The organism is Peribacillus saganii (genome assembly GCF_003429095.1).
Taxonomy (GTDB): Bacteria; Bacillota; Bacilli; order Bacillales; family DSM-1321; genus Peribacillus; species Peribacillus saganii.
The window spans coordinates 166,889-191,142 of sequence record NZ_QVTE01000008.1 but is presented as its reverse complement, the minus strand read 5'-3'; the positions used below and the strand labels follow the sequence as shown (position 1 = coordinate 191,142).

Annotated in this window: 29 protein-coding genes, 1 tRNA gene and 2 riboswitches; of the genes, 7 read left to right on the top strand and 23 right to left on the bottom strand. The window is 42.6% G+C overall.

Annotation, left to right across the window (positions count from 1 at the left end; translation table 11 throughout):
* Positions 1 to 260: 260 nt before the first annotated feature.
* Positions 261 to 701: a MarR family winged helix-turn-helix transcriptional regulator gene (locus tag D0469_RS03620; protein WP_117325266.1), complete on the bottom strand. Its 441-nt coding sequence runs from the start codon at positions 699 to 701 to the stop codon at positions 261 to 263.
* Between the two features lie 292 nt (positions 702 to 993).
* Here D0469_RS03620 and D0469_RS03615 point away from each other — a divergent pair, with 292 nt between their 5' ends.
* Together D0469_RS03615 and D0469_RS03610 are read left to right on the top strand one after the other, a co-directional pair.
* Positions 994 to 2,220 carry an MFS transporter gene (locus D0469_RS03615; protein ID WP_117325265.1) on the top strand — a complete coding sequence of 409 codons (1,227 nt, stop codon included), beginning with the start codon at positions 994 to 996 and terminating at the stop codon, positions 2,218 to 2,220.
* Between the two features lie 900 nt (positions 2,221 to 3,120).
* Positions 3,121 to 3,849, top strand: coding sequence for a ZIP family metal transporter (locus tag D0469_RS03610; RefSeq protein ID WP_117325264.1), 729 nt, complete (start codon positions 3,121 to 3,123; stop codon positions 3,847 to 3,849).
* Between the two features lie 518 nt (positions 3,850 to 4,367).
* On the opposite strand, the gene D0469_RS03605 is transcribed toward D0469_RS03610, so the two are convergent.
* From D0469_RS03605 to D0469_RS03580, 6 genes are all read right to left on the bottom strand, one after another.
* The gene (locus D0469_RS03605; RefSeq protein ID WP_117325426.1) at positions 4,368 to 4,607 is read right to left on the bottom strand and encodes an aspartyl-phosphate phosphatase Spo0E family protein; all 240 of its coding nucleotides are present in this window, start codon (positions 4,605 to 4,607) and stop codon (positions 4,368 to 4,370) included.
* A 398-nt stretch (positions 4,608 to 5,005) separates the two neighbouring features.
* Positions 5,006 to 5,545 (bottom strand): 1,2-dihydroxy-3-keto-5-methylthiopentene dioxygenase, encoded by a 540-nt coding sequence (locus D0469_RS03600; protein WP_117325263.1) that lies wholly within the window; start codon positions 5,543 to 5,545, stop codon positions 5,006 to 5,008.
* Positions 5,546 to 5,572: 27 nt separating this feature from the next.
* The gene (locus D0469_RS03595; protein WP_117325262.1) at positions 5,573 to 6,214 is read right to left on the bottom strand and encodes a methylthioribulose 1-phosphate dehydratase; all 642 of its coding nucleotides are present in this window, start codon (positions 6,212 to 6,214) and stop codon (positions 5,573 to 5,575) included.
* Positions 6,211 to 6,867: a 2-hydroxy-3-keto-5-methylthiopentenyl-1-phosphate phosphatase gene (locus D0469_RS03590; protein WP_117325261.1), complete on the bottom strand. Its 657-nt coding sequence runs from the start codon at positions 6,865 to 6,867 to the stop codon at positions 6,211 to 6,213. Before D0469_RS03590 ends, D0469_RS03595 begins: the two co-directional genes overlap by 4 nt.
* Before the next feature lies 1 nt (position 6,868).
* Positions 6,869 to 8,074, bottom strand: a complete 1,206-nt coding sequence (locus D0469_RS03585; protein ID WP_117325260.1) for a 2,3-diketo-5-methylthiopentyl-1-phosphate enolase — start codon at positions 8,072 to 8,074, stop codon at positions 6,869 to 6,871.
* 102 nt (positions 8,075 to 8,176) lie between these two features.
* Positions 8,177 to 8,325, bottom strand: a riboswitch (SAM riboswitch).
* Between the two features lie 134 nt (positions 8,326 to 8,459).
* Positions 8,460 to 9,641 (bottom strand): pyridoxal phosphate-dependent aminotransferase, encoded by a 1,182-nt coding sequence (locus D0469_RS03580; RefSeq protein WP_117325259.1) that lies wholly within the window; start codon positions 9,639 to 9,641, stop codon positions 8,460 to 8,462.
* Positions 9,642 to 9,768: 127 nt separating this feature from the next.
* Between D0469_RS03580 and D0469_RS03575 the strand changes: the two genes are divergently transcribed.
* The 5 genes from D0469_RS03575 (at position 9,769) to D0469_RS21835 (ending at position 14,330) form a co-directional block, all read left to right on the top strand.
* The gene (locus tag D0469_RS03575; RefSeq protein WP_117325258.1) at positions 9,769 to 10,554 is read left to right on the top strand and encodes a carbon-nitrogen family hydrolase; all 786 of its coding nucleotides are present in this window, start codon (positions 9,769 to 9,771) and stop codon (positions 10,552 to 10,554) included.
* 111 nt (positions 10,555 to 10,665) lie between these two features.
* A riboswitch (SAM riboswitch) is annotated at positions 10,666 to 10,801 on the top strand.
* Positions 10,802 to 10,896: 95 nt separating this feature from the next.
* Entirely contained in the window at positions 10,897 to 12,084 is a 1,188-nt protein-coding gene (mtnK, locus tag D0469_RS03570; RefSeq protein ID WP_117325425.1) for an S-methyl-5-thioribose kinase, read from the top strand.
* A 761-nt stretch (positions 12,085 to 12,845) separates the two neighbouring features.
* A tRNA-Arg gene (locus D0469_RS03565) sits at positions 12,846 to 12,919 on the top strand.
* 150 nt (positions 12,920 to 13,069) lie between these two features.
* Positions 13,070 to 14,122, top strand: coding sequence for a tyrosine-type recombinase/integrase (locus D0469_RS03560; protein WP_117325257.1), 1,053 nt, complete (start codon positions 13,070 to 13,072; stop codon positions 14,120 to 14,122).
* Positions 14,123 to 14,204: 82 nt separating this feature from the next.
* A complete protein-coding gene (locus D0469_RS21835; protein WP_267897281.1) occupies positions 14,205 to 14,330 on the top strand; it encodes a hypothetical protein in 126 nt (41 codons plus the stop codon).
* A gap of 516 nt (positions 14,331 to 14,846) precedes the next feature.
* Here the strand turns inward: D0469_RS21835 and D0469_RS03555 are convergent.
* The 16 genes from D0469_RS03555 to D0469_RS03485 all read right to left on the bottom strand — a co-directional run bounded on the left by D0469_RS03555 (position 14,847) and on the right by D0469_RS03485 (position 24,244).
* Positions 14,847 to 15,191 carry a hypothetical protein gene (locus D0469_RS03555; RefSeq protein ID WP_117325256.1) on the bottom strand — a complete coding sequence of 115 codons (345 nt, stop codon included), beginning with the start codon at positions 15,189 to 15,191 and terminating at the stop codon, positions 14,847 to 14,849.
* A complete protein-coding gene (locus D0469_RS03550; RefSeq protein ID WP_142919154.1) occupies positions 15,191 to 16,246 on the bottom strand; it encodes a hypothetical protein in 1,056 nt (351 codons plus the stop codon). Before D0469_RS03550 ends, D0469_RS03555 begins: the two co-directional genes overlap by 1 nt.
* 566 nt (positions 16,247 to 16,812) lie before the next feature.
* Entirely contained in the window at positions 16,813 to 17,277 is a 465-nt protein-coding gene (locus D0469_RS03545) for a hypothetical protein (protein ID WP_142919153.1), read from the bottom strand.
* Between the two features lie 95 nt (positions 17,278 to 17,372).
* Complete coding sequence (locus tag D0469_RS03540) at positions 17,373 to 17,669, bottom strand: hypothetical protein (protein WP_117325253.1); 297 nt, start codon at positions 17,667 to 17,669, stop codon at positions 17,373 to 17,375.
* Positions 17,670 to 17,803: 134 nt separating this feature from the next.
* Entirely contained in the window at positions 17,804 to 18,592 is a 789-nt protein-coding gene (locus D0469_RS03535; RefSeq protein WP_117325252.1) for a hypothetical protein, read from the bottom strand.
* Positions 18,593 to 18,609: 17 nt separating this feature from the next.
* Positions 18,610 to 18,930: a hypothetical protein gene (locus D0469_RS03530; protein ID WP_117325251.1), complete on the bottom strand. Its 321-nt coding sequence runs from the start codon at positions 18,928 to 18,930 to the stop codon at positions 18,610 to 18,612.
* On the bottom strand, positions 18,920 to 19,309 hold the full coding sequence (locus D0469_RS03525) for a hypothetical protein (RefSeq protein ID WP_117325250.1): 390 nt from the start codon (positions 19,307 to 19,309) through the stop codon (positions 18,920 to 18,922). The genes D0469_RS03530 and D0469_RS03525 overlap by 11 nt, the downstream gene beginning before the upstream one ends.
* On the bottom strand, positions 19,310 to 19,501 hold the full coding sequence (locus tag D0469_RS03520; protein ID WP_117325249.1) for a hypothetical protein: 192 nt from the start codon (positions 19,499 to 19,501) through the stop codon (positions 19,310 to 19,312).
* Positions 19,498 to 19,731 carry a hypothetical protein gene (locus D0469_RS03515; protein ID WP_117325248.1) on the bottom strand — a complete coding sequence of 78 codons (234 nt, stop codon included), beginning with the start codon at positions 19,729 to 19,731 and terminating at the stop codon, positions 19,498 to 19,500. Before D0469_RS03515 ends, D0469_RS03520 begins: the two co-directional genes overlap by 4 nt.
* Positions 19,732 to 19,803: 72 nt before the next feature.
* The gene (locus D0469_RS03510) at positions 19,804 to 20,244 is read right to left on the bottom strand and encodes a hypothetical protein (RefSeq protein ID WP_117325247.1); all 441 of its coding nucleotides are present in this window, start codon (positions 20,242 to 20,244) and stop codon (positions 19,804 to 19,806) included.
* Complete coding sequence (locus D0469_RS03505) at positions 20,241 to 20,483, bottom strand: hypothetical protein (RefSeq protein WP_117325246.1); 243 nt, start codon at positions 20,481 to 20,483, stop codon at positions 20,241 to 20,243. Before D0469_RS03505 ends, D0469_RS03510 begins: the two co-directional genes overlap by 4 nt.
* Positions 20,476 to 20,616 (bottom strand): hypothetical protein, encoded by a 141-nt coding sequence (locus D0469_RS20945; RefSeq protein ID WP_158553339.1) that lies wholly within the window; start codon positions 20,614 to 20,616, stop codon positions 20,476 to 20,478. The genes D0469_RS03505 and D0469_RS20945 overlap by 8 nt, the downstream gene beginning before the upstream one ends.
* A gap of 160 nt (positions 20,617 to 20,776) precedes the next feature.
* Entirely contained in the window at positions 20,777 to 21,712 is a 936-nt protein-coding gene (locus tag D0469_RS03500) for a hypothetical protein (protein ID WP_117325245.1), read from the bottom strand.
* A gap of 224 nt (positions 21,713 to 21,936) precedes the next feature.
* Positions 21,937 to 22,380: a helix-turn-helix domain-containing protein gene (locus tag D0469_RS03495; RefSeq protein ID WP_117325244.1), complete on the bottom strand. Its 444-nt coding sequence runs from the start codon at positions 22,378 to 22,380 to the stop codon at positions 21,937 to 21,939.
* Between the two features lie 279 nt (positions 22,381 to 22,659).
* Positions 22,660 to 23,583: a tyrosine-type recombinase/integrase gene (locus tag D0469_RS03490; RefSeq protein ID WP_117325243.1), complete on the bottom strand. Its 924-nt coding sequence runs from the start codon at positions 23,581 to 23,583 to the stop codon at positions 22,660 to 22,662.
* Positions 23,584 to 24,022: 439 nt separating this feature from the next.
* A complete protein-coding gene (locus D0469_RS03485; protein ID WP_117325242.1) occupies positions 24,023 to 24,244 on the bottom strand; it encodes a hypothetical protein in 222 nt (73 codons plus the stop codon).
* Positions 24,245 to 24,254 lie beyond the last annotated feature (10 nt).

The following is a 24,254-nucleotide window of genomic DNA, read 5'->3' as shown; positions in this document are numbered from 1 at the left end:
AAGGTTTACATATCTAATAATAATTTTAACCTTGCTTATTGAAATTTTTGTGAATTTGAAAAGGTATTATTTCAAATAGGGATTCAGTGATTCACAATATTCGGAAATATCATTACACGATATTCATTACATCTACCGGTATTCCTTTCAAGGGTATTTAAGGCACAAAAAAGGATGGCTCAGATGGTTTGTGAATTGCCCAGTTGCTTGCTCCCCTGGACATTACCAAACGATCATCCTTGTCATGCCATCCTTGATTGTTATTTTCCATCTGCATTCAAGCCAATTTTCTTAAGAAGATTTATTGCGGTTTCTCTTTCACTTGCTGTCAATACGCTCATCATTTCATGAATCCGCGCTTCATGTTCTGGAAAGATGGATTCAATAAATGCCTTACCCTTTTCTGTTATGGAAGCAAATGTAACCCTGCGATCAGTCTTGCAGGCGATCCTCGTCAAATATTCTTTTTGTTCCAGCTTGTCTACCACATACGTAATACTGCCGCTCGCCAGAAGAATTTTGCCGCCGATTTGCTGCAGGGGCTGGTCACCTTTATGGTACAGGAGTTCAAGCACACCAAACTCAGTCATATTCAATCCTTTTTCAGCAATAAAAGAATTAACTTTATCATTTATGGAACGATGAGCTCTTGACAGTACAATAAACAGCTTCAAAGACTGTTGGATATCGTCTCTTTCCATCTATGTCACCGCCTAAAAAAATAGTAAAAATATTAAATATCTCGAATTCAAAATTATTATAGGGAATTCCCTTCTTCTTGTCAAACACCGGGGGGACACGGAGAAAAAACTCCTATTATTTTTCTAGGTGACCTGTGAAAATTTGGTATAATAAGATGTGACTAATTATATTTTTGCCGCTTGCCCATGACAAATAACAATATCAATAAACCGAGGCTGGATAAGGAACAATCCATAGAGGATTTCTTCAGTTTTATCAAGCCTCAATCTATAAACGTTAGGAGATTTCTACATGAGTTCTACCGCTATTCAAATAAAAAAGCAAACAGGGAATGAACTGGCCACTACCTATAGGGTTTTATTCATTATCGGATTTTGCCACCTGTTAAATGATACACTTCAGGCAGTTGTTCCGGCTATGTTTCCCATCCTCGAAAAATCAATGTCATTAAGCTATACCCAAATTGGAATCATAGGATTTGCACTGAATATGGTTTCTTCGGTCATGCAGCCTCTGGTTGGCTGGTACACAGACAAAAAACCAATGCCATATGCCCTTCCCGCGGCACTGGCAAGCTCGCTCTGCGGCATGGTCCTGCTTGCTGTTGCGCCAAGCTACGGCACTGTCATCCTCTCGGTTATGCTAATCGGCATCGGGTCCGCGGTATTCCATCCAGAAGGTTCCCGGGTCGCTTTTATGGCAGCTGGACCAAAAAGAGGCCTGGCTCAATCCATATACCAGGTAGGCGGTAATTCGGGCCAGGCGCTTGCCCCTCTTATTACTGCTCTTGTACTTGTGCCAATCGGGCAAAGAGGGGCAATTTGGTTTGTGCCTGTTGCCGCTTGTGCCGTACTGTTATTAACATATATCGCGAAATGGTACTCTGCACATCTCACTATATTTACTCCAAAGAAAAAAGCTGGCGGCCAGTCAAACACCAAAATCGGGTCCAAAATTAAAGCAGCCCTTATATTGATCTTATTCATCATTTTTGCGCGTTCCTGGTATATCGCATGCATGACAAACTTTTATGCCTTTTATATCATTGAAAAATATGATTTCAGTATTAAAACATCGCAAATTTATCTGTTTGCCTTCCTGGCAGCAGGTGCGCTTGGGACATTTTTCGGCGGACCGCTTGCTGACAGGTACGGCCGAAAGAAAGTGATATTATTTTCACTTGCAGGGAGTGCGCCTTTAACGCTCCTTCTTCCATTTGTACCGGCGTCAGTTTCGCTTATTCTGTTATTCATTATTGGTTTTATACTGATGTCAAGCTTCTCGGTCACTGTCGTCTATGCCCAAGAGCTTGTTCCCGGCAAAGTAGGCACAATGGCAGGCCTAACTGTAGGATTGGCATTTGGCATGGGAGCAATCGGCTCTGTTGCATTAGGAAAACTTGCTGATGTCACAAGCCTGGCCACAACAATACAGATAGTCGGCGCAATGCCTTTTCTAGGATTATTAAGTTTATTTCTTCCTTCTGATAAAGAACTCGCTGAATGGCATTCAAATTAGAAAAGCGCAAATGCCCAAGTTATAGGAAGAACGGCTAGAATCGCTGCGTCCTGTGGCGACATCGGTACTAGCACATCCTCACAAAGCAAACACTTTGTTTGGTGCAATGTATCTCTGCCGTACTATTCCTTGTCCTGTGCTTCGGGTCTTTATTTTACTCCGTAAAAAAAGTTGCTGGCGCTGGAGCTAGACAACTGTACTTGTAAAACAGGTTCTACTTTTTTTTGCCAGGGACAATAACGCTTGCGCCCTGACAGCTCCCACTACTTGCTCTATCGACCGCTCTAAGCGTCTTGAAATTTCCATTAGAACCCTAAAACACCTCGGAATTTTTTCCGAGGTGTTCTTATAATTTAATCCCACCTTCCCTTTTCCTGTCCTTGCCTTTCAGTTCACGCCAAATATCCTCTTTCACTCTTCTCTTATTTTTTTCAACTGGAACAATATCTGCTCTTCTTATCAAAACGATTACTGATAATGCGAATTATTGTGGTCAGAATCTTCAGCTGCTGGATGAATTCATTCTCATTTAGCGAGTTGTATTCTGATATTGCTCATTCTATGAACCTTTAAAAAACCGTGGGCCTCCGCGTAAGAAAATTGGCCTGAAATTGTGTAAGAATAAAATGACTGGAACATTTTTTCAGTTAAAGGATAAAATAAAATTGGATGATTTTCTTTCGACGAGCGAGCAGATTCTTTGTGAGTACACTGGCAGACCAAGAAGTAGTATGCAATTGCAGTGTTAGGCTGTACAACCTCGTTCAGATGGAGTTTTTCATGTGATGCTGAAACAACTATAACTATATTAAAAATTCACAAAAATACTATAAAAAATAATCATACTATCTAAGCTTGGCTAAAACATGTTTTTTATTTTGATTCACAAAGGAGAATAACATGAGTGAAGTGTTTGTTGGCAGTTTCCTCTCTGCCATGTCAACAGGATTAGGAGCTTTGATCATTTTATTCATTCAAGGATCCATCACCCACAGATGGAGGGATACACTCCTCGCTTTCACAGCCGGTATCATGATGGCTGCATCATTGCTAGGCCTCATCCCCGAAGCGCTTGCACAGGGCGAATTCATAACTCTGGTGATAGGAATTTTTTTAGGAGTACTTTGCTTGACCCTTTTAGAAACTTACATTCCACACATGGATCTTGAACATTCAAAAAGTGGAATCCAGTTTGACGAAAAGGCGATGCTGATCATTGCAGCCATAACGCTCCACAATATTCCCGAAGGGTTATCAGTAGGGGTCAGCTATGCTTCCAGTGCCAGCGATACCGGCAATTTAATTGCCTTTGCTATCGGGCTGCAAAACGCCCCTGAAGGTTTGCTGGTGGCTTTATTTTTAATCAATCAAAAGATAAATAAATTCAAAGCGTTTATCTTGGCAACTTTAACCGGCACCATTGAAATTGTTACGAGCATATTAGGATTTTATTTAACTTCTTATGTAAAATTCCTGGTGCCTTATGGTCTCTCCTTTGCCGCAGGTGCAATGCTATTTATCATTTATAAGGAACTTATTCCCGAAAGCCATGGAGACGGCAATGAACGAACTTCAACCTACGCCTTTATTATCGGCCTGTTATTTATGATTCTGCTGCTCGAGCTCTAATCGTAATCTGGATGTGTAATTGCTCCATAGCATATATTTGATTGATTTTGGCGGCATTTGGCTAACATGTCCAAAAATATATAATTAGATTTGCACTCTTTAGTAAGGGCGAACCTTCTTAAACGAGTGATAATACGTTTTAGAAAAAATAAGCTAGTTATATGCAGAAAACCCTGTCAAATTTTATGACAAGGTTTTTTTATGTAATCAAATATCAAGGTGAGTGAGACTCTTTTCAATTTTATTTAACTGTTCCATCAGTTAATCTGCACTGTGTTAGGAAGAAAAAGGTACAGGTTAACATTATGCTTCTTAATAATTTTTGTAGTTGGCCAGCATCTGATAAGCAGACAACTGATTACCCCACCTGGAACCGTTCAGCGTCCTTAACTTTTATATTAATTAATTCGCCTTCTATAAAGAAAAGGGCTCCCTGTGTTGCTTCGCCATTCGCAATAACCTGAATTCTCTCCATATCTTCCAGCTCCAGAATCACTGTTGTTCATTCAATCAGATTATCAAAAGACTTTTACATCTGAAAAAGGCTTTTGCATAATAATAACAGTTTGATGAAATGCAATATGGACCTCTGAAGCCGGCTGTTTTTCGATTTTTTGATAAGCATTCATCAGCTTATCCAGTTCCTGGCTAAATCGGAGAGTATGCTCACTGTTAATTCCATTTTCATTGGCTGATTTAATCATTTCATTCCGCTTTTCCTGAATTAGTTTCCCGATTTTTTCTAGATTAGCAACCATTTTTAAAACGCATCCTTCTTTATTAAAAAATGAATACTTTAGGATTATCACAAAATTCTTTAGCGCTGTAAATAGATTCGCAATATTAGACAAAATATCCAAATTTTCCGCTTTTACTATTGGCTGTCTTTGGAAGATAATTCAATATTAATAGAGAAAATGGTGGTATTTGACTAATATAATTTTTTACCAGTTGTGACTTAAATTATCGACGATATCATTCTTTATGGCGCTAATCTAGAACTCGATTTATTTCATTGCGGACATTGAATACACTTTCAACAAGCCTCAGAAAAAGATTGGCCTATTTTCTCCTTCATGCAAATTAAGAACTTAGTATAAGTAAAGCCTTGCCGTTAATTTCTTATCGGCAAGGCTTTTATATTATGGAAAAGTTATTAGGATTTTACATCTTTTGCTTCGTCTTCATAAATTGGCACCCATCCCTCTGTTGTTACAAAGATGCGTACAGCTACAACTTTGCGGTCCTCCATGAGGGTGAAGTAATGTCTTGTGTTTACCGGTACTGAAATTAAATCTCCAGGGTTAAGTCTAACATCAAACCATTCTCCGTCAGCCCCCTGGATGACGAAAATCCCATGGCCGCTGACAATAAAACGGACTTCATCATCACTATGGCGGTGTTCACGCTGGAAATTAACAAGAAGCTGTTCCAGGTTCGGTGTAGACTCTGAAAGAGAAATAACATCTTGTGCTTTATAGCCTCTTCTTTCAGAAATATCCTTTATTTCTGATTCAAAAACCGAAAGGATTTGATTTTTATCTTCATCCGACAGATTATAGTTTTCCTGCAGATTTTCGGGAAGCTTAGTAATGTCCCATTGCTCATAAACTACCTCTGATTGAGTCAGGAAAGCCAATACCTCGTCTTGATTTTCGATAATTTCATTGTTATTGTGCAATCTGATTGTTGCCATACTTCATCCTCCTCATAATATTAAAATTTATTTAACAGTTTGATAGGGTTTCGGTAAGGATTTATATTGCGATAGCAGCAATTCATAACGGAAAAGAAACTCGCAGGCTTCAAGAATTTTCTTTGCCTCAAAGCCATTCCTTCCCCAAACAGTTATACCATGGTTCCTGATTAATACCGCACCCCACTCGTCCTTTAAGTGTACAGCAAAATCTCTTGCCAACGTAGGGATATCAGCGGAATTATAGATAATTGGGATAGTTAGTTCCGCATCCTGCTCCCATTTTCCGAACGCCTTAATGAGCTCCTGGCCTTTGAAAACAACTTTTCCTTCATCCCCGTAAATCTCTGAAATTACATTATTTTCTACTGTATGAACATGAAGGCAGCAGCCTGCGTTAGTAAGGTTGTACACTTCAACATGAAGCAGCGTTTCAGCAGAGGGCCTTAATGAAGTCTCCCCGGCAGGCCGTCCCTTGCAATCGACAAGCAGGAAATCTTCCGCAGTCCTTTTCCGTTTATCTTTACCGCTGGCCGTTACCAAAAAGGTAAACGGGTCTTCGTCGACCTTTATCGACAAATTTCCGCTCGTACCCATAAACCAATCTCGCTGTGCCAGCTCATCCTTAATATCAGCCAGCTCATTCCAGCGTAAAACCTCTAAACTCATATGATCACCTCCAGCCTGTTTTTCAGCGCAGCTTTGCAATCATGAAAGGTTTCAAACGGTAAATGGGCAATACCTTCCTGTTCACATTTGCGCTTTAGGAAGTCCCTTGCTAATACTAAATCCGCCTTCTTTGCCGCCTCAAGGTCTGTAATTGAATCACCAATGACAATTGTAAAATCGTCTGGCCCTGCAAGATTTCTCATAATCGAAGGCTTGCAGCAGCCGCAATCGTTGCTGCATTTATCATCGCAGCTATTTGGCCATTCAATGCGGATAAATTCTTCATCAAATTTTGCATTGTTACAATAAATATATTTCAGGTCAAATGGTTTTAAAATCGGTTCGATAAAAAAGTCCATTCCTCCGCTGATAATGTAAAATCGAATCTCGTTTTCTTTTACAAAATCAATAAATTCAGCAAAGCCTTCCCTGATTTTCGTATGTTCTAAGAGAAAATCAATATATTTCTCCTTCTGACCGCTCTCAAGCAGCGAAAACATATTGCCTACACCTTCACGGATCGATATCCTTTTTGAGAGAACAGCTTCGGCAATTGCCTCCCATTCCGGAGCGGCAAATTGCTTCATGAGCGCGATGATATTGTCGCTGTTAGTTACTGTTCCATCAAAGTCACAAAAAATTATCGGTCTCATTTTACTTCTTTCCGCCTCCCCAAAGTTCAAGTGCTTTTTTCAGCTCCTCATGTTCTATCGCCGCTTCTTCCAGAGAAATCCCTTTGAGAACTGCATCAACAGCCTGGCGGAAGGCCTGTCCCCCGCCCTTTGCTCCGTCCGGATGGCCATGTACACCGCCTCCGGCATTGATCACACTATCGATGCCAAAATCATTAATCAGCTGAGGAACCATTCCAGGATGAATGCCAGCTGATGGAACAGGGAATGCAGGCTTCCATTCAGCTGCCTCTTCAATAAGTGCAGCCTTTATACCTAGTGCGTCCTCACGAGGTATCGCTACACTTCCATAAGGTGAAGGGAACAGGGAAAGGTCAGCACCGGCAATTCTGAGTAATTTTCCAAGCAGCAGCGGATTTGACACTCCATAAACAGCCGAAGACGTAATGGCTCCGCTGAACGCTGGATGCGCCATAAGCGGTATGTTGATTTCATCATCCTCGCGCAAGGCCTGCAGGACATCGAGTCCATATGAAAAAACGTTGAACAGCAATGCATCCGCTCCCAGCTCTGCTGCCCTACGCGCTTTATCACGCAGTTCAAATGTTTTTCCTGTAAGGTTTACGGCGTATAGTGTTCTATGTCCCGTAACCTCCCAAACCTGCCGGAGCACTTCCTTCCCTGCAGTGATCCGTTTAAAGAAAGGCGTTTTATCGTTTTCAAACAAAATTTCATCGTCTTTGACAAGGTCAACACCGCCCAGTGCCTGCTCCTTTAGCTGGGCAGACAAGAAACTGAGGTCTTTTCCGAGCACTCCTTTAAAAATACTCATTACAAGGGGCCGGCCCTCTACTTGCAGACTATCCCGGATCCCTTGAATTCCGAAGCGCGGACCTGGAAATCTGCCTCGCAGGCTTCCTAGAATATCCAAATCAACCAGTTTAATTTTCCCATCCAGTGACAGTTTTCCAAAAACAGTCGTTAGGATGGCCGGCAAATCTGCCGAGAAATTAGCTGCCGGATATGCGATCTCTACAATGCCTTTATCTGCTCCTTGAAGAATCTTTGTATTTACGACTCTTCCCTTATGCCTTTGCAGCTGCTCCTGTTCCAGCTTGGGAAGGTTTGTCCAAGTCCCGACTGTCAGGCCAAGTGCAATCCCTTCCGCTTTCTTTTCAAGGTCACCGGAAAGATCACTAATTAAATATGTGGCCACTACTTCACTCATTTTTCTGGCCCTCCTTACATTTTGGCTATTCTTCATTATCATTGAATTAATATTTTCCAATAAAAAAGCCTCTTCAAAAGAAGAGGCTTTTTGTCAGCCATCTTCTCATCTATCAGCTGCCGCTGCTAGAATTAGCACCGTGCCTTTTAGGATTTTTACATCCGGCGCTTTTATCGCGCCCCATCATAAATGGTATTCGGTCGGTTGCCGGGCTTCATCGGGCTAGTCCCTCCACCTGCTCTTGATAAGAAAATGCAATATTATTTTTAGTTTATTTAAAAAGATTACGAAAGTTCTATTATTGAAATGGTGAAATCACTATGAATTATGACAGTTTTCAAAAATTCTGTCAATGGGTTTTCATGAAAATGTACCTTTGTCCCATTCAGGCTCTTTTAAAAATATCCAAGCCTTTTATTCTTTCAACAGCTTCTAAAAGCCGTTCCTCTGAGGCAAGAAGACCTGCCCGGACATAGCCTTCCCCATACTCGCCAAATCCGATTCCGGGCGCGACCGCAACGTGGGCTTTTGTGAGCAGGTAATCTGAAAACTCCTCAGAAGTGAAGCCTTCAGGAACCTTCAGCCATGCAAAAAAAGAGCCTGCAGGCGAAGAAACATTCCATCCTGCTTCCTGAAGCCCAGAAATAAATGTATTTTTTCTGGATTCATACATTCCCACCAGCTCGTCTACACATTCCTGCGAATCAAGCAAGGCAGCAGCCGCAGCTTCCTGAACAGCGGAAAAGAGGCTGACATACATATGGTCCTGGAGCAGTTCAATTGCGTTAATCACGCTTACATTGCCTACCGCAAAACCAATGCGCCATCCTGCCATATTATAAGTTTTTGAAAGAGTATAAATTTCAATTCCAACATTCTTGGCTCCCGGCGTTTGCAGGAAGCTGACTGGTTTTTTTCCGTCAAACCCTACCGCGCCATAGGCGAAGTCATGTACGACACATATATTATGTTTTTCAGCCAGTTCAACCGTCTGCTGAAAAAACTGTTCATTGGCAATAGCACCGGTCGGATTATTTGGGTAATTCAAGAATAATAGCTTTGCCCTATCCAGTACATCGGAATTAATTTTTTCATAATCTGGAAGAAAACCATTCTCCTCTGTTAACGGCATATATTCCATCTTTGCCGAAGCCATTGCTATCCCTGACCAATAATCGGGATAACCTGGATCCGGAACAAGGGCTGTATCACCTGGATTCATTATGCATTGTGGAAGCTCAACCAGTCCGGCTTTTCCGCCGAATAAGATTGCCACTTCCTTCTCTGGATCTACTGTCACTCCATATTCCCTTTTATAATATTCCGCAGCTGCTTTCTTAAAGTACATCTGGCCCCGGAATGGAGAATATTTATGGTTTTGCGGATTTGAAGCTGCTTCCTGCAGTTTTTTGACAATATGGTCAGGTGTCGGCTGATCAGGATTGCCCTGGCCAAGGTTAATCACATCATGGCCTTCTGCAGCAATTTTACCAACTTTTTCAACAAGTGAAGCAAAAAACTGCTTAGGCAGCTTTGTTAAAAGGTCTGATTGTGGAAATGTTTTCATTATGTCCACCTTCTCTAAATTTTCTTGAAATTCTAGTCACAAATGATATATCGTTAATATTATATTGTAAAGGAAAAAATGTAGCCGGGCTATATACATAATTTTAAATTAAAAGAGGTGCAATTGGATGAACTGGAAAATAGCTTGCATTCAACTAGACATCGTTTTCGGGGACCCAGTCCAAAACTATCAAAGAGCTGAAGAACAAATAAAACAGGCAGCGACTCAACAGCCGGATGTAATCGTACTGCCTGAGCTTTGGACGACAGGATATGATTTGGAAAGACTGGACGAAATCGCAGACGCTGATGCAAAGGAAACTCTTAGTCTATTAAAAAAATGGGCGAAGCAATACACCGTAAACATCGTCGGAGGCTCGGTAGCAAATAAAACGGCTGACGGAGTGTACAATACCCTGCTTATCGTCGATTCAGCGGGTGAAGAGGTTAAGCAATATAGCAAGCTACACTTGTTTAAGTTAATGGATGAGCATAAGTATCTCCTACCTGGCAGCTCGGATGGATCATTTAAGCTTGGGGAAATTCCATGTGCCGGTTTCATATGCTATGATATCCGCTTTCCAGAGTGGATCCGAACGCATACGGCAAAGGGTGCAGAGGTATTGTTCATTTCAGCTGAATGGCCGCTTGCAAGGCTCGCTCATTGGCGCGCTCTGCTCATTACCAGAGCGATCGAAAATCAATGCTTTGTTGTAGCATGCAACCGTTCAGGCAGTGATCCTAATAACGAATTCGCCGGACATTCCATGATTATTGACCCTTGGGGGGAAATTGTTGCCGAAGCAGGTACAGGAGAGGAAATACTGACTGCTTCCGTAGACTTCTCACAGTCCATCGCTATTCGAAAGCAAATCCCGATTTTTCAGGATAGACGGCCAGAGTTTTATAAATAAAGGCAGTACCATAATATCAAAAGTTGTATTATTTTCAAATATAAGGTTGACAATTTATTTTCAAGATTGCTATTATTCATTGTAAGTGAAAAAAACTAAATTGTAAGATTACTCTTATCAAGAGCAGGCAGAGGGACTTGGCCCGATGAAGCCCAGCAACCGACCATCATTTCTTTCAAACGAAACTGGTTTGAAAGAGGCACGGTGCTAATTCCAGCAGAAAGCAATGCTTTCTGGCAGATAAGAGGTGAGAAGACTGCAGCTTCAAGCCTCTTTTACATGAAAGAGGCTTTTCTATTTGCCCAAAATAGGAGCCTCCAAAACTCAGGGAGGAATGAAAACATGTCAGTCAATACAATACAAGGCTATGAGCCATTAACTTCAGAAACAGCGATTGCCCTAGCAAGGAGATTAGGACTATTTGAGAAATCAAGCCTGCTTGATTGCCAGGAAATTGGCGATGGCAACTTAAATTACGTCTTTCATATCACAGATGTTCATAGAAAAAAAGGAATCATTATTAAACAGGCTCTTCCATATGCGAAGGTAGTTGGCGAAAGCTGGCCTCTAACGCTAAAGCGTGCAGTCATTGAGGCTAACGCATTGCAAATTTTCGGCAGCTTTGCACCGGATTTTGTGCCAAAAGTGTATTATTCCGATGAGCGCCTTGCAGTTACCGTTATGGAGGACTTATCTCATTTAACCATCGCAAGAACAGGCCTGATTGGAGGAAAAAACTATCCGCTGCTTTCGAAGCATGTGGGTGAATACCTTGCAAAGACCTTGTATCATACTTCAGATTACGGGCTTGGACACGGTAAAAAGAAGGAATGGGCAAAAAATTTCACAAACCCTGAGCTTTGTAAAATAACCGAAGACCTCGTGTTCACAGATCCTTTCTTTGACAGTCAAACCAATGACTTTGAAGAAGATCTCACAGAAACCGTCCGAGAACTTTGGAATGACGGTGCTGTCCAGCTGGAGGCAGCAAAATTAAAAAAGAGCTTTATTACAGAACAAGAGGCACTTCTTCATGGAGATTTGCATACAGGAAGCATTTTTGCAAGCAGAACAGTGACAAAAGTGATCGATCCTGAATTCGCCTTTTATGGACCGATCGGCTTTGATATCGGACAATATATTGCCAATCTTGCTTTCCAGGCCATTGCCCGGGATCCTGAAAACCGGGAAGTAATTTATACTCATATCCAACAGGTATGGGAAACATTCCAGGAACAATACACCATACTTTGGATGGAAGATAATAAAGATACGTTTGCAGGAACCGACGGCTACCTTGATTTTGTATTGAAAAAAAGCTTCCAGGATGCTCTTGGATTTGCCGGATGTGAATTGATTCGCCGCAGTATTGGTCTTTCCCACGTGAAGGATCTGGACGGAATTGAGGATAACGGCAGAAGAATCACCGCTAAGAAAAACGCCATCGAGCTGGGAAAAAAGCTGATTAAAGAAAGAATTCTTTTGACAACTATTGAAGATGCTATCCAATTGGTAAAAAGCAGACTATAGTTGAAAAACCTCCTGCCGGAGACCTTGGCAGGAGGTTTATTATGCGTTTTGGACCTTTCATATTGCTTCCAGATAACATTACATAGCCGCATCCATTTCAAAAACAAGAACATCTGCCTTTTTTATGTTCATTCGAGTGAAATTTTATAGGCGATTTCTTCAAAATGTTTACCACTGATTTCTACAGTTTCTTTCGCTATTTGCTGTCCACCCATCTTTTCATCTTGAAGGATTATCCTGCAGGACCCAAATAATCATTGCATCGAAATTTCTAGGGACTTCAAATAATCAGAGGGCAAAATGTTTTTATACGTGGTTTTCCAGTTATTCACATGAACTTTAGCAATGTTTTTGGCGTCTGCTACTCTTCCAATTCTTATTTTTATCTCTATCTCTCCAATTTTTGGAACCAACCTGATATTTTTAAATTGTTTTTATCCTGACTCCGTGAAAAAGGTTTTCGTTGATTTGGACAGTAGTGCTTCTGTATACCTCTAAATTAATTCCCGGGAAATCTCAACAAAGATCGGAGCAAAAAAAATGATCAGCCATTCATTAAGGATTAATAGGAAACTCTCTCACTTAATATTAATATTTAAATTCTCCTCAGGTACATTGATGTACTTTAGTTAAATTGTTTTTTTGCCTTTTGTTTCAAAGAACTTTACTTTACACTGGCTGGGATTAAAAAAATATCGTACTATCCCCCTTGATTTACATAGCCAATCAGTATATAATTGAATTTGTCTTATTTATAATATGTCCCAGTAGCTCAGCAGGATAGAGCGACAGCCTCCTAAGCTGTAGGTCGTAGGTTCGACTCCTATCTGGGACGCTAGTTAAAGAAGCGCTATGTAATGCGGTATGTGATCCGGTCAATCATCGGTGACATATGGCGTTGACATAGCGTTTTTTCTTTGTCTGTAGGACGCGGATATGGTGAACGTAGGACAAACGGCGAACCTTAAGGGAGGCTGAACGAACTATGGCACGGAAATATATTGGCGAAAGAGGACCGAAAGCTACAAGGAATGTCCCGAAGCCTAGCGTTGACCGACAGTCGGTTAATGTCCGGTATACAATCGAGGAAGCGCTGGAAATATTTGTGAAGGCGAAGCAAGCGGAAGGCGTTAGGGCGGGAACTATTGGCGGTTATTATGCAGTGGTTCGTTACCTTACCGATTGGTTAGGCGCTGAGGTTACGTATATAGATGAAATTAGCGCTGACACCCTTCGCGGTTACATTAATTACTTGCGGACTGAGCGCACGGCTTATGCGGAAGATGATACCCGCAAACAGGAAGGAAAAGGATTATCGGTCACTACGATTAATATACGTTTGCGGACGCTGAAGACAATGTTCCGCTTCCTATATAATGAAGGAATTATTTCGGACAACCCCACGGCGAACATTGCACAAGTACGCGATGATGAGCGCCAGGAAGTGCCCGGACTATCTGATGAACAGGTTGACGCGATACTTGCAGCTTATGACGATAGCCAATATGCACAATGGCGAGATAAAACGCTTATATTGCTTTTACTCGATACTGGCATGCGAATTGGTGAGGCGCTGGCACTTACGGCCGATCAGGTGGATTTTCGGCAACTGGCCGCCTTTGTGCCTTCGCAAGTAGCAAAGAATCGTAAGCACCGCGAGATACCACTAAGCCGGGAAGTCGCTAAACGATTGCGGCAACTGTTGGACGAAACGCAAGGATATTTCGGCGAGGATTGCCAGGTATTTATGAATGCTTTCGGTGACCCTTTAACGGACGATGCTTTTAGGCGCCGGCTTAATCGGCTGAAGCGAAAGTTAAATATCGAGCGAGTTCACCCGCACATGTTCCGGCATACCTTCGCAAGAAATTATATTCTCAATGGAGGCGATTTATTTACGCTTCAAAAGATTTTAGACCATGCGGACATACATACCACACGAAAATATGTACAAATGGATAGCGAGCACATACGCCAGCAACATAATAAATTTTCGCCAGTTCGACGGATATTAACACGGAATGGCAGAAAGGTATAGGAATGTCTATTGTCAGAATAAGGTATTAATTGTAAAATTAGGTTGTACTGCTCCTTCAGTAGGTTCGGGAGGAGAGTATATTATGGAAAACAATCGTGAGAAGTCACCTACACCGAGTAGAGAAATTAGTTTTGCGGTGTTGCGTGGTATGGTATCAGGTGCAACGAGAGCAATCATCGATGAATTAATTAAAATGTTTAAAGAGTAGGTTTTAAGTTTTTTAGCAAAAAAGAGATGAGCAATCTAAGTAAGCTCGAGTGAGGGAGCGGCACCACCCGCGATATTACCTCGCGCAAAGTAGTACAAAGTTTAAACCCTTTCAAGCGGATAAGGGAATTCAGTTCCTACGAAGGAAGAGCGATGTAGATTTCTACTCAGCTCTTTTTTTAATGAAAAAAAAATAAAGGCTCTGAGCACCACCTCAAGAGCCTCGCGGATAAATATTTGGAGAGATTATTAATGAGCTAATCGTGAGAAGATTTTATTAACCCTAAAGAATTGAAAAAGATTTTGCCGATCCTTATTCCCTTTGACAGATACAAATAAATTTACCATGGATCGTCAGTGCTTCTTTGAGATTAATGCTCAATAGATAATCACACTCCTTATCTTAGAATGTAGCAAATTATCTTTACTACAATTTCAGTATACCCATTCAGTTTTTTACATACAAGCAATTATATAATTTTTTCCATTTTATACAGGAAGTCAACCTCCGCATTAATTAAACTCGCATTACAACACACGCTTCGCCGTATGGAGAATCGTAGTTTAAAAACATAAGAAACTCTTCGCCAACCTTTATTTCGTTTGGGTAGGTGAGTGTGCGGGAAACCCCATCGATTATCACCGTTTCTGTTTTCGGCAATAAATCCTTATTAATCATTATTTCATCGGTGGCATATTCAAAACCATCCCTAGGATTCTTGAAAATTAACGGATTGACACTTGAAACGAATACTATTTCTGGCTTCCATCCCGGGTTATAACCCATTCTCTGTATCAGCTCGATCATATTATGCCGCCAGCTGCCCTCGTATCTTCCGGCGTATTTGTATTGCGGATCCATTATGCTCCGTCACCTCCGGCTCGTCTAAATTCGCGTACTATTGCTGCGCCAAGTTTATTAATATCGGCTTCCTCGCGGATAACGGTTCCGTTCATAACAATCGTGAATCCGTTACCTCCGCCGGACTTTCCTTTGCGGTAATCGTCCGCCTCCCTTGCTGTAAGCACTTTCTCCCCTTTGTCAAGGTAAGCCGGGAACCAATCGTGCGGCACGTAATCTAAGCCAGTTTTATATCGACCGACATCGCCGCGCAATTGCTCCGCCTTAGTCTTTTGGAATGATTTTCTTACTTTAAGTTCAGTCGCTTGGTTCCTTAACCATGACGGAGCTTTTGCGTGACTTTCCCATTCGTCCGGAACTACCGCGTTCCAGATTCCTTGCCCAGCGCCATAAAGAACTTCCCCGACGGAAGGCAGGTTCGCGGTCCATTCGGATAAGCTCGTCTTGATTCCGCTAAGAACTCCTTTTCCTATCGCTGATCCAAGTTGCTCACCAATCGGCTTTAATGCTTCAGAGCTTGCATTTAATGCGCCCCCAACTATCTGAATTAAATCTGAGGTCGTCCTTTCAATCTTTTGTCTTCCATTTTCGCTTGTCAACCAACTAAGGAAACGCTCATAGACATCTCCAACGAAAAAATCAATTTTACTGAACATGGTCGTCTTGGTTTTCCACTCATCGCTTTTTGTTAATGAATCAAACCAATTGTATAGAGAGGTTGCTCCGTTAGTTAGTCCAGTTAGAGTTGCGTTAATCCATCGTGCCCCTATATTTGCCCAGCGATCCGCATTACCATTTTCCAAGCCGCTTTGTATTTGATCCAAGAAACTTTTGACCGTCTGGAGTCCCGGCTTACCCATTTCACGCATAATTACCGCGGTCTGCTCTTTAATTTGTGACCATATACCGAGCGTTGTTCCGCCCATCTCGTCGATTAGCTTCTGTGTCATTCCTATTTTATTAAAGTACTTATCTAATTCACGCAATTGGTCCGGTATATCCATCTTCTTAATTTCGTTCATTATTTGCTTCGGCATTTCAAAACGTCGTACCATCGAAATATGATCTCCGCTGAACATTTCCCGCAATGCAAAAACCGCCTTTTATCTTCGCGTAAATTCGCTACTCCTTACGCCGCTCCTAAGCTGCTTACGGTTTCCCGCAAGAAGAGACTATATCAACATCCGCAAGGGATGCTCCCCATTTCGAACCGCTTGGTTCTACGGCTTTCGCCTAGTCGTTACACCTTCCGCAATGCGGCTTGGATCGGTATTGCCCTCGGCTTTACGTTAGGGTTTCCACCGAATTAGAGGAGTTTCGACATACTATCGCTAGTATGAAGGGCTATTTTTTTAACCTTCGACACCTTGCATCGGATCAATTGCCGCCATACGTTCTGCTAATGCGTTTTCTTCACTGAAGATCGCTACACTTCAGCCGTCACTTGGACTGCTCATAATTTCTTATGAGACGAGACTATATCAACACCCTCAAGGGGCGCTTCCCGTTTCGACTGCCAATCGCTTGCAGTCTACGGCTTTCGCCTAGTCGTTGAACCTTCCGCTTTTCTTGCGGCTTGGCTGCTGATTATCCTCGGCTTAACGTTAGGACTTCCCAGCAATTAGAGAAGTTTCGACGTACCATTGCTGATACGAAGGGCTACTATTAACCACATTTTTTCAAGTTGCTTTAAATCTTTCCCGGATTCCGTCGTTAAGAAAGATTTCGAGTTTTTTAGCATAGCTTGTGAGTCCATGATAGGGCTGTCGATAGCGAACCTGTCGACTAAATCCATATATTCTTTGGCTTTCTTAGCGTCGTTCATTATCGCCTTTATCGTGACCCAACTGGACTCGTATTGGGCAGCAGCACCCACAGTAGCGAGGAATCCCTTTTCGGCAGTCTTGAATGCCGCGAATCCGCTAGCTGCACCGACTAAAAGTGAATTCATGTTCGTTAGCCCTTTAACCGAGGCGCTAATGCCCTTGCCGAATCCAGAAACTGCCTTTTCTGCAACACTTGCGGAGCTAGCGAATCTTCCCATGCCATCACGAAGATGCCCTTGACTATCACGGAATAGTCCCATTTGGCGATTTGCTCGCTGGGTCGCTCGCTCGACGTCACGCATACCTCTTACGAAGGAATTACTATTCAAAGATAATATAGCACGAAGGTCAAAGCTCAATCTGACCACCTCGCTTCTAGCTTGCCGGCCTCATGCGCTGCCATTATCGCAAACATCACGCCTGCATCGTGTTGGTCGTTAAGCAGGCAATCCAGTACGTTATCAAGATTCTCCGCGATACTTTTCAGGTCGTCATCCTGTCGTGCTGAGGCCAGTGACATGCGGTAAGACTTCAGCCTGGCTTTCGTTTCTTCCGGAAGTGTTTTGAGCTGACTGACCTGTATAGCTTCCGTTGCTTCCAAGCCGAACTGCTCCATTCGGTGCATAAGCACTTCCTGTAAATATGTTGCCATTTCTTCATCATCCTTTCTTAGATAAATAAAAAAGCGCCCGAAGGCGCCGTCAAACAGGAGGTCATAAAACTATGACAATGCGCTCCCACTGCCGGCCGTTTTCCGTGCGGCCGCGTGGTGCAAACGCGCGTATATTAAATTTTCGCTTCTTGTTCTTCAAGCACTTCTTCGATAGAACGCATGCCAGGCGGTAATGGCTTCTTGTCATCGTCCGGAAAATCAGCGAAATATTGTTCCGGTTTGTTAATATACATTTTTGCAAGCTGGCCCAAGTGTTCCCCGGCCTTTTCCTCTACTAATGGAATAAAGAAACGGCCATCCAAAGCTGATTCCGCATATTCCGCGACCTGCATAGCCTCGCCTGCTTCCGGATCCATTGACCGCGATTTTACGTCCTCAAATATTTGGGATAGTTCCTGGCGGTACTTGTAAGCTTCAGCGCCAGCATCTTGCAAAATTGGCTGAATAAGTGAAACGAACTCGCCTTTTATTTGTGCAGCGAAGGCTTGCTCGTCAACCTTGCTGAGAAAATCCGATAAAATTTCCTTGCCCTTCTTGGCGTTACTAAGAAGGATTTCCGTTTTGACTTCAGCCAAGCGCTTTTCAAACCGCTCCTGCTTAACCGGATCGACCTTCGGCGTCTTAGCATATATGATGCTTTCCGCGTCTTTCTTAGCCTCAGACAAATATTTCGTAAATAAATCCTTTTGCGAACGGGCAAGCTGCATGAGTTCGATTGTTTTCCGCTTCTGATGTGATTCAATCAGCTTCCGCTTTCCTTCTGGCGAATAGTCCCGGTTAAGTTCGATTTCCGTTTTCTTTTGGTTATAAGCATCTTGGAATGAACGATACAAACCGGTTGAATCCTGCTGTAATTGCTGTGCCTTTGCGACTATCTCCCTAATCTCTTGAACTGTTTTCATAATTAACATTCTCCTTTTCACTCACCATTAATTTTTACGTGGTATCCGTCTTTCTTTAACTGCTCAATAAAATCAGATAATTTAACCCCTACTGCGGCCGAATTAGGCGGCTGCCAGCTATTTATGACGATCGACTCACTGCGAAATATTTCTCCGGTTTCATCCAACCTTGCATCGAATTGAACTATAGACTTAACCGAACCGAACGCAGTCCGTACTTTTTTGTAAACCGTCACTTCACGCGAAGGCTCTTTGTATTCCGGCACTTGCTTCGTCTTTACTGTTGTATGCCTGTACTCCGGCTCACTGTCTGCGATTAAGTTTCTACTATAAATCATCACATCGCCCCGTTCCTTCGTGGTTCAGCCGTTCGATTACCGTTGTCTTTCGTGTTAATGCGTCATGGCAAAGTTCTTTGCTAGTTGCTTGTGAGCGAAAGTTTGTCCGCTTGAATATTACGTTTGGATGCTTCGACCTTAGCCGATCCATTGTCGGAGTTGGCAAAGTCCGGGACAATTTTAAGACAAATGATTCATCCTGGCCTACCCCGCAAATATCAATCAGACGCGATACTATTTCAATGTCGGAAAGTGACTCCGGAATAAAAACGGAAGCAATTGCGGCAATGTGACCCCGGCCGTTTATTTGCTCCATTTCCTCAATACCGACACCGATCATTCCGCCAGCATGCTTGTAATACACTCGGAATTTACGCATTTAGTTCCTGCCCTTCTGCAAGATAGCCAGTATCTTAGCGTCATAGACTGCCATCTTTCGGCTAACCTCAGCGTAATAGTTCTCATCAGGCGGCCGTCCTTCTATCGCATCGATGATTCGCTGGCCCTGGCGCTCGTCTTTTAACATTGCTATTTGTTTTAGCAGATTTATGCACTTATCTTCCGATGTCATGCCCTTTTCCTGCTTCGTCTTTCGTCATAGGCTCGGTCCATAAAAACTATTGGAAGCTGATGCATTATCCGGCCGAGTGAAACACGTCTTCCGAACTTGATAAACTGCGTTCTTTTCCCGTCGGACACCTTAACTAAAGTGTCTCTTTCATTCGCTGGCATTTTATTGCATGACAAACAGACAATCACTTGTAGACGGTCTTGAGTACGTTTTTTCGGTTTTGAAGCCATTTATACTACCTCCCGTTTTTTGGTCTTTGCAAACGTTGATTTGACACGGTTTTGACGTCTTAAAACTGTCTACTAGAAGTCCTCTTTACCTTCCCGATACCGCCTCATTCGGTTGCGTTTAGATGCTCGCTCAGCTACACGTTTGCATGGTCCGCAATATCGGCGATTAGGTGAGTCAGCATCGATGGGCTTGCCGCAGCCTTCGCAGTTTCGCTTTTCCACTTGGCTCAGTCCCTCCCCGGCAAAAACCGCCCAATAGTCGGCTTGAGTTTTCTGATCCGCAGGCAATACCATTCGCTCAAATACGATGCACCGCCGTTTTGGATGCGTGGGAAAGCCTTCGTTAAGTACTTTACAAGGCTCATCGCTCATTAAGCAGTTTCCGTCGCGAAACAGTGAGCAAGAGGCCGCTTGTTGCCTAAGCGCCTTTTCAAACGCCTTTACTCCACGTTTTTCGAAATACTCTTCAACCGTTATTTCTTTTCCGTTGTATTCACACTTTGAATTTTTCATTGCATTCTATCCACCTCGTATTCTATAACCACTTTCACAAACTCCCTTATTTCAGCTTTGGAAATGTCATAGTTTCGTCTTGGCGCAAATGCTTTACACACCATGATTGTCATTTTTTCGATCAGTTTTTTTCTTTTCTCTTCCGTCATAGCTTGGTACGTCTTGATATTCGTGCAGAATAAAACAAAATTCCCCGCCTCGTAGTAAAACTGCTCTATAAGGTCAAATTCTTCATCCACTTGATGGCTCCTCCTCCGTTACTATTGGAGGCGGTAGATATTCAAGCCTGCCATCTTCATAAAGTTTCGCTTGTTGTGAACCGCAATAGTTATTACCGCAATACTCGTTGACAGTTATTAATTCAAATCCCATATTCACCCCTCCAAAATTGGTATTAAAAAAGCCGCAGCAAAAGCCACGGCAGTAAAAAACGACCTTATACCGTTAAGCAATCGGTACAAAGCCGTAAATTTATTCTTGATTTATCCTTCTCCCCACTTAACCTAATATATAGGTATAAATCGGACAAAGTTCACAATTTCCCTACGAATATACTTTTCTCTATTCTTTGCATATTTTTGATAAATGCCTCGTAACTCATTTCTAATTTTGTCGCCATGTAGGTGTATTTTACCTGGCCGTGATTATAGTTCTCTCGAAAATAAGCCGGATCGTTTCGTCTGATGTCCTCGCGAATTACTTCCTCGACCTTTCCGAGCAATTCGTACTGGCGCCTCGTAAGTATGCGGAACCTGTCCCACGCTTCAGGATAGCGAAAATCTTTGCGTTTGAATATCATTTGCATAATTTCTTGATTGCGATAATTGTCCTCGTCAAAATCCTGCTTCGGCTGATAATAAACCCAGCGGCCATCCTCACGTTTGCGGACTAATCCCTGCGAAGTGGCTCGCAGCTCAACATATTTAGTGTAGAATGCGCGGTTAATATATGAAACCATTTCTCTATCAGACCGTTCCGTATCTACGCGTTCCATGGCGTATTCTAAGGCCGGCACCGCCCAATTACATAGCGCCTCATTATAAAGCTCCTCGGTCATTTCATCCTCTTTGCGGTGCAACTCGTTCCAGAAGTCAATTGCCTCTTCAGTCTCGGCGAGAAAGTCCTCGCTCATTTGATCCTTAATATATAGCGGTATTTGATAGTTATTCTCGCGCGTAAGATTAAGGCCGTACTTCTTATTGAGGCCGATAAACCCGTCTGCATGGTAATCATCGCCGTTAATCAAGTCCATAAAGCGATACCATGCCGTTTTCGTCCCTCGGCGCACTTTCCGAGCATTCCGAAGATAAGGCCATATTTGCGCTTTCACTTTAATGGCGATATAGTGTTCCGGCTCCGTCAGTGATTCACCCGCCAAGAAATCAAGTTGCAGATGCGAAATGATCCGTTCGATAACTGTCCTGTCATTAGTTAGTTGAAACTCCCTAACTGCTTCTTTAAACTTCATAATTCTCCCTCCTGTTTATGGTACGCGGTTAATTAGGTGTACCGATTCCTTTTGTTATTCTTTGAATAAGTTCTTCACCGATAAAGTTATATCAATAACCGTAGCGACGAATTTATTCGGCGCAAATGTTTTTAAGTCTCGTTCTTTAAATCTCGTTATTTATATCTAGTTAACACATAAGTAGGGCTCTCTGTACCCCGCATGATTAGGTGTACCGGAATAAATTAATCCACGTACCCTTTTGCCAATCTCCAAAGCCTCATACGTTCCCGCCCCGCTTGCTTCCGTTCATCATATCGCTTAATGGTTTCTCTATACCTTGCGTCTGCATCCGGAAATTGGCGGAAAAATTCAGCCTCATCTAACGGAATAAGCGGTACGTAATAGCCTTTTTCCGGAAAATCAATAAGTCCAGCCGCCTTTAAATCCTCCAGATGGCGACTTGTCGTGTCCGGTGCTTTACCATACTTAACCGCAAGTGATTCCACGCTCGGCCAAGCGTAACCGTCTTTCGGATTCCAGTGGTCGATTATTAGCGCATACAAAAACAGTTTATCGGCGCTCATTTTCGCGTGGTGAATATAGTGGCGGGCGTCGCTTGGTAACGGTATAAAATTTCGTTCTCCTTCCGTTGGATTTCGTTTGTCAAAGACCTTTCGTTCTTCCATTTCGCTTCCTCCTAAGGATTTGTTTTATTGGATTGCGGTCGCCCGCGTTTTTTCCTTCAACTAACTGTACAGACCAATACGAAAAGTCGCGCACATTTTACGAAAATAATTCCGCTCATTTAAGATATTCGCTCACCTTTCTGCGAATTGGTTCAAGTCGACGATATTCTCCGCCTATGTTTATAAGACGTGCTCACCTTCGTCGTATTTGGGACACGAAGTTAAAACTTTTTCCGCAAATAAAAAACGCCACCCCGAAGAGTGACGTTGCTTTCCGTATTATATATCGATGTCATTTAACGGATTAAATTTTTCGTTAGGCTCCTTTAGCGCCGTTCCCCACATATTCACGTAACGCTGCGTCATCTGAAGCGATTCGTGCCGGAGTATCCGCTGCAAGGTTATCGAATCCATGCCGTTCTTCAGCGCTCGTGAGGCGAATGAGTGCCGGAAGGTATGTGCCGACAACCGCACGTCGTCGAAATTAAATAACTTCTTCAGCCGCTTGAATAGCGAGCCGATCGCGTCAGGAGTTAGTTGCTTTTTATCACTAGCGCAGAATACATACGGACCCGGCTGACCATCGAAGAATGACCGCGTATAGACGTAAAACTCCGCCAGCTCCTTGCGCAGCTTGGCCGCGATCGGAATGCTCGCCACTTTCCGCTTCTTGCCGTACACGCTTATCATCGAATTATCGAAGTCAACGTCGGCCCAGCGCAAGTTAACCGTCTCGCCCGCTCGGATGCCTGCCGATAACATCGTAATAACGATCATTTTATTCCGGTAAGCATGGTAGGGCTTGTTGCGCGACTGGCGGTCAAAGTAGCGCAAGATTTGCTTCAGATGCTTATCGGTGAACGTATCGACGCGATCTTCGACCTTTGCGAACTTAATATTTTTAAATAAATTTTTATCAAACTCGTATTTGTCTTCTGCTACCAAATAGTTAAAGAATACCTTCAGAACACGAATTTTATTATTTAACGTGGTATGATTGTTTCCTAAGTCTGACTTGCAATACCATAAGAATTGTTTAATTATATCTCTGGATATGTCCTTCACTTCAGTTATTCCATGAACATTAATACAATAAGATTCAAACGAGGATAGTAACAGTTTATAGTTTTTAATCGTATAAGCTGAAAGATTTTTAAATTCGTTGTCTTCATGAAAAGCTTTTATAGCAAGTTTAAGTATCAAAATATCGCCCCCTTTTTCCTGTATTTTACAGTATACAGAAGAATGAGGGATAAAGATTTTACAATTATTATACCTACCGCACGAGAAAAATTTTACATTTGCTAATTTATAATTGCGTACATGTGTTCGTATGTGTTATTATTTGGTCATAGGGAAATAAGCCTGCTCAAACCGCCAAATTTGAACAAGCCTAACGCCCAGATTTTTTTCAAAAAAACTTTTTACCGAACCGCCAAATCCGGTTAAGATATACCGGCCGCCAAACCGGTACTTACACTGGCTATCGCGCCCGCCTATTTACGCTAAGCCATATGTATGACTTACGCCGTTGCCGCGACATAAATCGCGGTCATCCTCCGCCAAGCGATCGCCGCTATCTGCCAGAATAGCGAGGGCATCATCCGATGGTGATAAGAAGATACTCCAAATTTGGAGGGGCTTAAGCAGGCTGAGAAACTGCTAAACTACCGAAAAGAGAAACCGCCATTTCCGCAGATAGTTCATTACAGCCATAACGAGCTTTTGCAGAAACGCCAGGTAGTAATTCGGAGAACTTGTCCGGTGATAGGTTAACGAAAGACGTTTCCGGAGCATCAGACAAATAAAGGTTATACCATCCCACAATGGTTTTAACGAATCGAACTTGTACAGTAATTGACATAATAAATTCC

What these genes read in the sequence shown, in the direction of transcription:
- D0469_RS03545 (WP_142919153.1), bottom strand. Translation starts at nt 17,277, where the DNA reads ATGGGACTATTCCGTGATAGTCAAGGGCATCTTCGTGATGGCATGGGA.
- mtnK (WP_117325425.1), top strand. Translation starts at nt 10,897, where the DNA reads ATGTCAGTCAATACAATACAAGGCTATGAGCCATTAACTTCAGAAACA.
- D0469_RS03560 (WP_117325257.1), top strand. Translation starts at nt 13,070, where the DNA reads ATGGCACGGAAATATATTGGCGAAAGAGGACCGAAAGCTACAAGGAAT.
- D0469_RS03575 (WP_117325258.1), top strand. Translation starts at nt 9,769, where the DNA reads ATGAACTGGAAAATAGCTTGCATTCAACTAGACATCGTTTTCGGGGAC.
- D0469_RS03525 (WP_117325250.1), bottom strand. Translation starts at nt 19,309, where the DNA reads ATGCGTAAATTCCGAGTGTATTACAAGCATGCTGGCGGAATGATCGGT.
- D0469_RS03540 (WP_117325253.1), bottom strand. Translation starts at nt 17,669, where the DNA reads ATGGCAACATATTTACAGGAAGTGCTTATGCACCGAATGGAGCAGTTC.
- D0469_RS03620 (WP_117325266.1), bottom strand. Translation starts at nt 701, where the DNA reads ATGGAAAGAGACGATATCCAACAGTCTTTGAAGCTGTTTATTGTACTG.
- D0469_RS21835 (WP_267897281.1), top strand. Translation starts at nt 14,205, where the DNA reads ATGGAAAACAATCGTGAGAAGTCACCTACACCGAGTAGAGAAATTAGT.
- D0469_RS03550 (WP_142919154.1), bottom strand. Translation starts at nt 16,246, where the DNA reads ATGGTACGACGTTTTGAAATGCCGAAGCAAATAATGAACGAAATTAAG.
- D0469_RS03610 (WP_117325264.1), top strand. Translation starts at nt 3,121, where the DNA reads ATGAGTGAAGTGTTTGTTGGCAGTTTCCTCTCTGCCATGTCAACAGGA.
- D0469_RS03600 (WP_117325263.1), bottom strand. Translation starts at nt 5,545, where the DNA reads ATGGCAACAATCAGATTGCACAATAACAATGAAATTATCGAAAATCAA.
- D0469_RS03605 (WP_117325426.1), bottom strand. Translation starts at nt 4,607, where the DNA reads ATGGTTGCTAATCTAGAAAAAATCGGGAAACTAATTCAGGAAAAGCGG.
- D0469_RS03615 (WP_117325265.1), top strand. Translation starts at nt 994, where the DNA reads ATGAGTTCTACCGCTATTCAAATAAAAAAGCAAACAGGGAATGAACTG.
- D0469_RS03495 (WP_117325244.1), bottom strand. Translation starts at nt 22,380, where the DNA reads ATGGAAGAACGAAAGGTCTTTGACAAACGAAATCCAACGGAAGGAGAA.
- D0469_RS03485 (WP_117325242.1), bottom strand. Translation starts at nt 24,244, where the DNA reads ATGTCAATTACTGTACAAGTTCGATTCGTTAAAACCATTGTGGGATGG.
- D0469_RS03500 (WP_117325245.1), bottom strand. Translation starts at nt 21,712, where the DNA reads ATGAAGTTTAAAGAAGCAGTTAGGGAGTTTCAACTAACTAATGACAGG.
- D0469_RS03520 (WP_117325249.1), bottom strand. Translation starts at nt 19,501, where the DNA reads ATGACATCGGAAGATAAGTGCATAAATCTGCTAAAACAAATAGCAATG.
- D0469_RS03580 (WP_117325259.1), bottom strand. Translation starts at nt 9,641, where the DNA reads ATGAAAACATTTCCACAATCAGACCTTTTAACAAAGCTGCCTAAGCAG.
- D0469_RS03590 (WP_117325261.1), bottom strand. Translation starts at nt 6,867, where the DNA reads ATGAGACCGATAATTTTTTGTGACTTTGATGGAACAGTAACTAACAGC.
- D0469_RS20945 (WP_158553339.1), bottom strand. Translation starts at nt 20,616, where the DNA reads ATGGGATTTGAATTAATAACTGTCAACGAGTATTGCGGTAATAACTAT.
- D0469_RS03555 (WP_117325256.1), bottom strand. Translation starts at nt 15,191, where the DNA reads ATGGATCCGCAATACAAATACGCCGGAAGATACGAGGGCAGCTGGCGG.
- D0469_RS03510 (WP_117325247.1), bottom strand. Translation starts at nt 20,244, where the DNA reads ATGAAAAATTCAAAGTGTGAATACAACGGAAAAGAAATAACGGTTGAA.
- D0469_RS03595 (WP_117325262.1), bottom strand. Translation starts at nt 6,214, where the DNA reads ATGAGTTTAGAGGTTTTACGCTGGAATGAGCTGGCTGATATTAAGGAT.
- D0469_RS03530 (WP_117325251.1), bottom strand. Translation starts at nt 18,930, where the DNA reads ATGATTTATAGTAGAAACTTAATCGCAGACAGTGAGCCGGAGTACAGG.
- D0469_RS03535 (WP_117325252.1), bottom strand. Translation starts at nt 18,592, where the DNA reads ATGAAAACAGTTCAAGAGATTAGGGAGATAGTCGCAAAGGCACAGCAA.
- D0469_RS03585 (WP_117325260.1), bottom strand. Translation starts at nt 8,074, where the DNA reads ATGAGTGAAGTAGTGGCCACATATTTAATTAGTGATCTTTCCGGTGAC.
- D0469_RS03515 (WP_117325248.1), bottom strand. Translation starts at nt 19,731, where the DNA reads ATGGCTTCAAAACCGAAAAAACGTACTCAAGACCGTCTACAAGTGATT.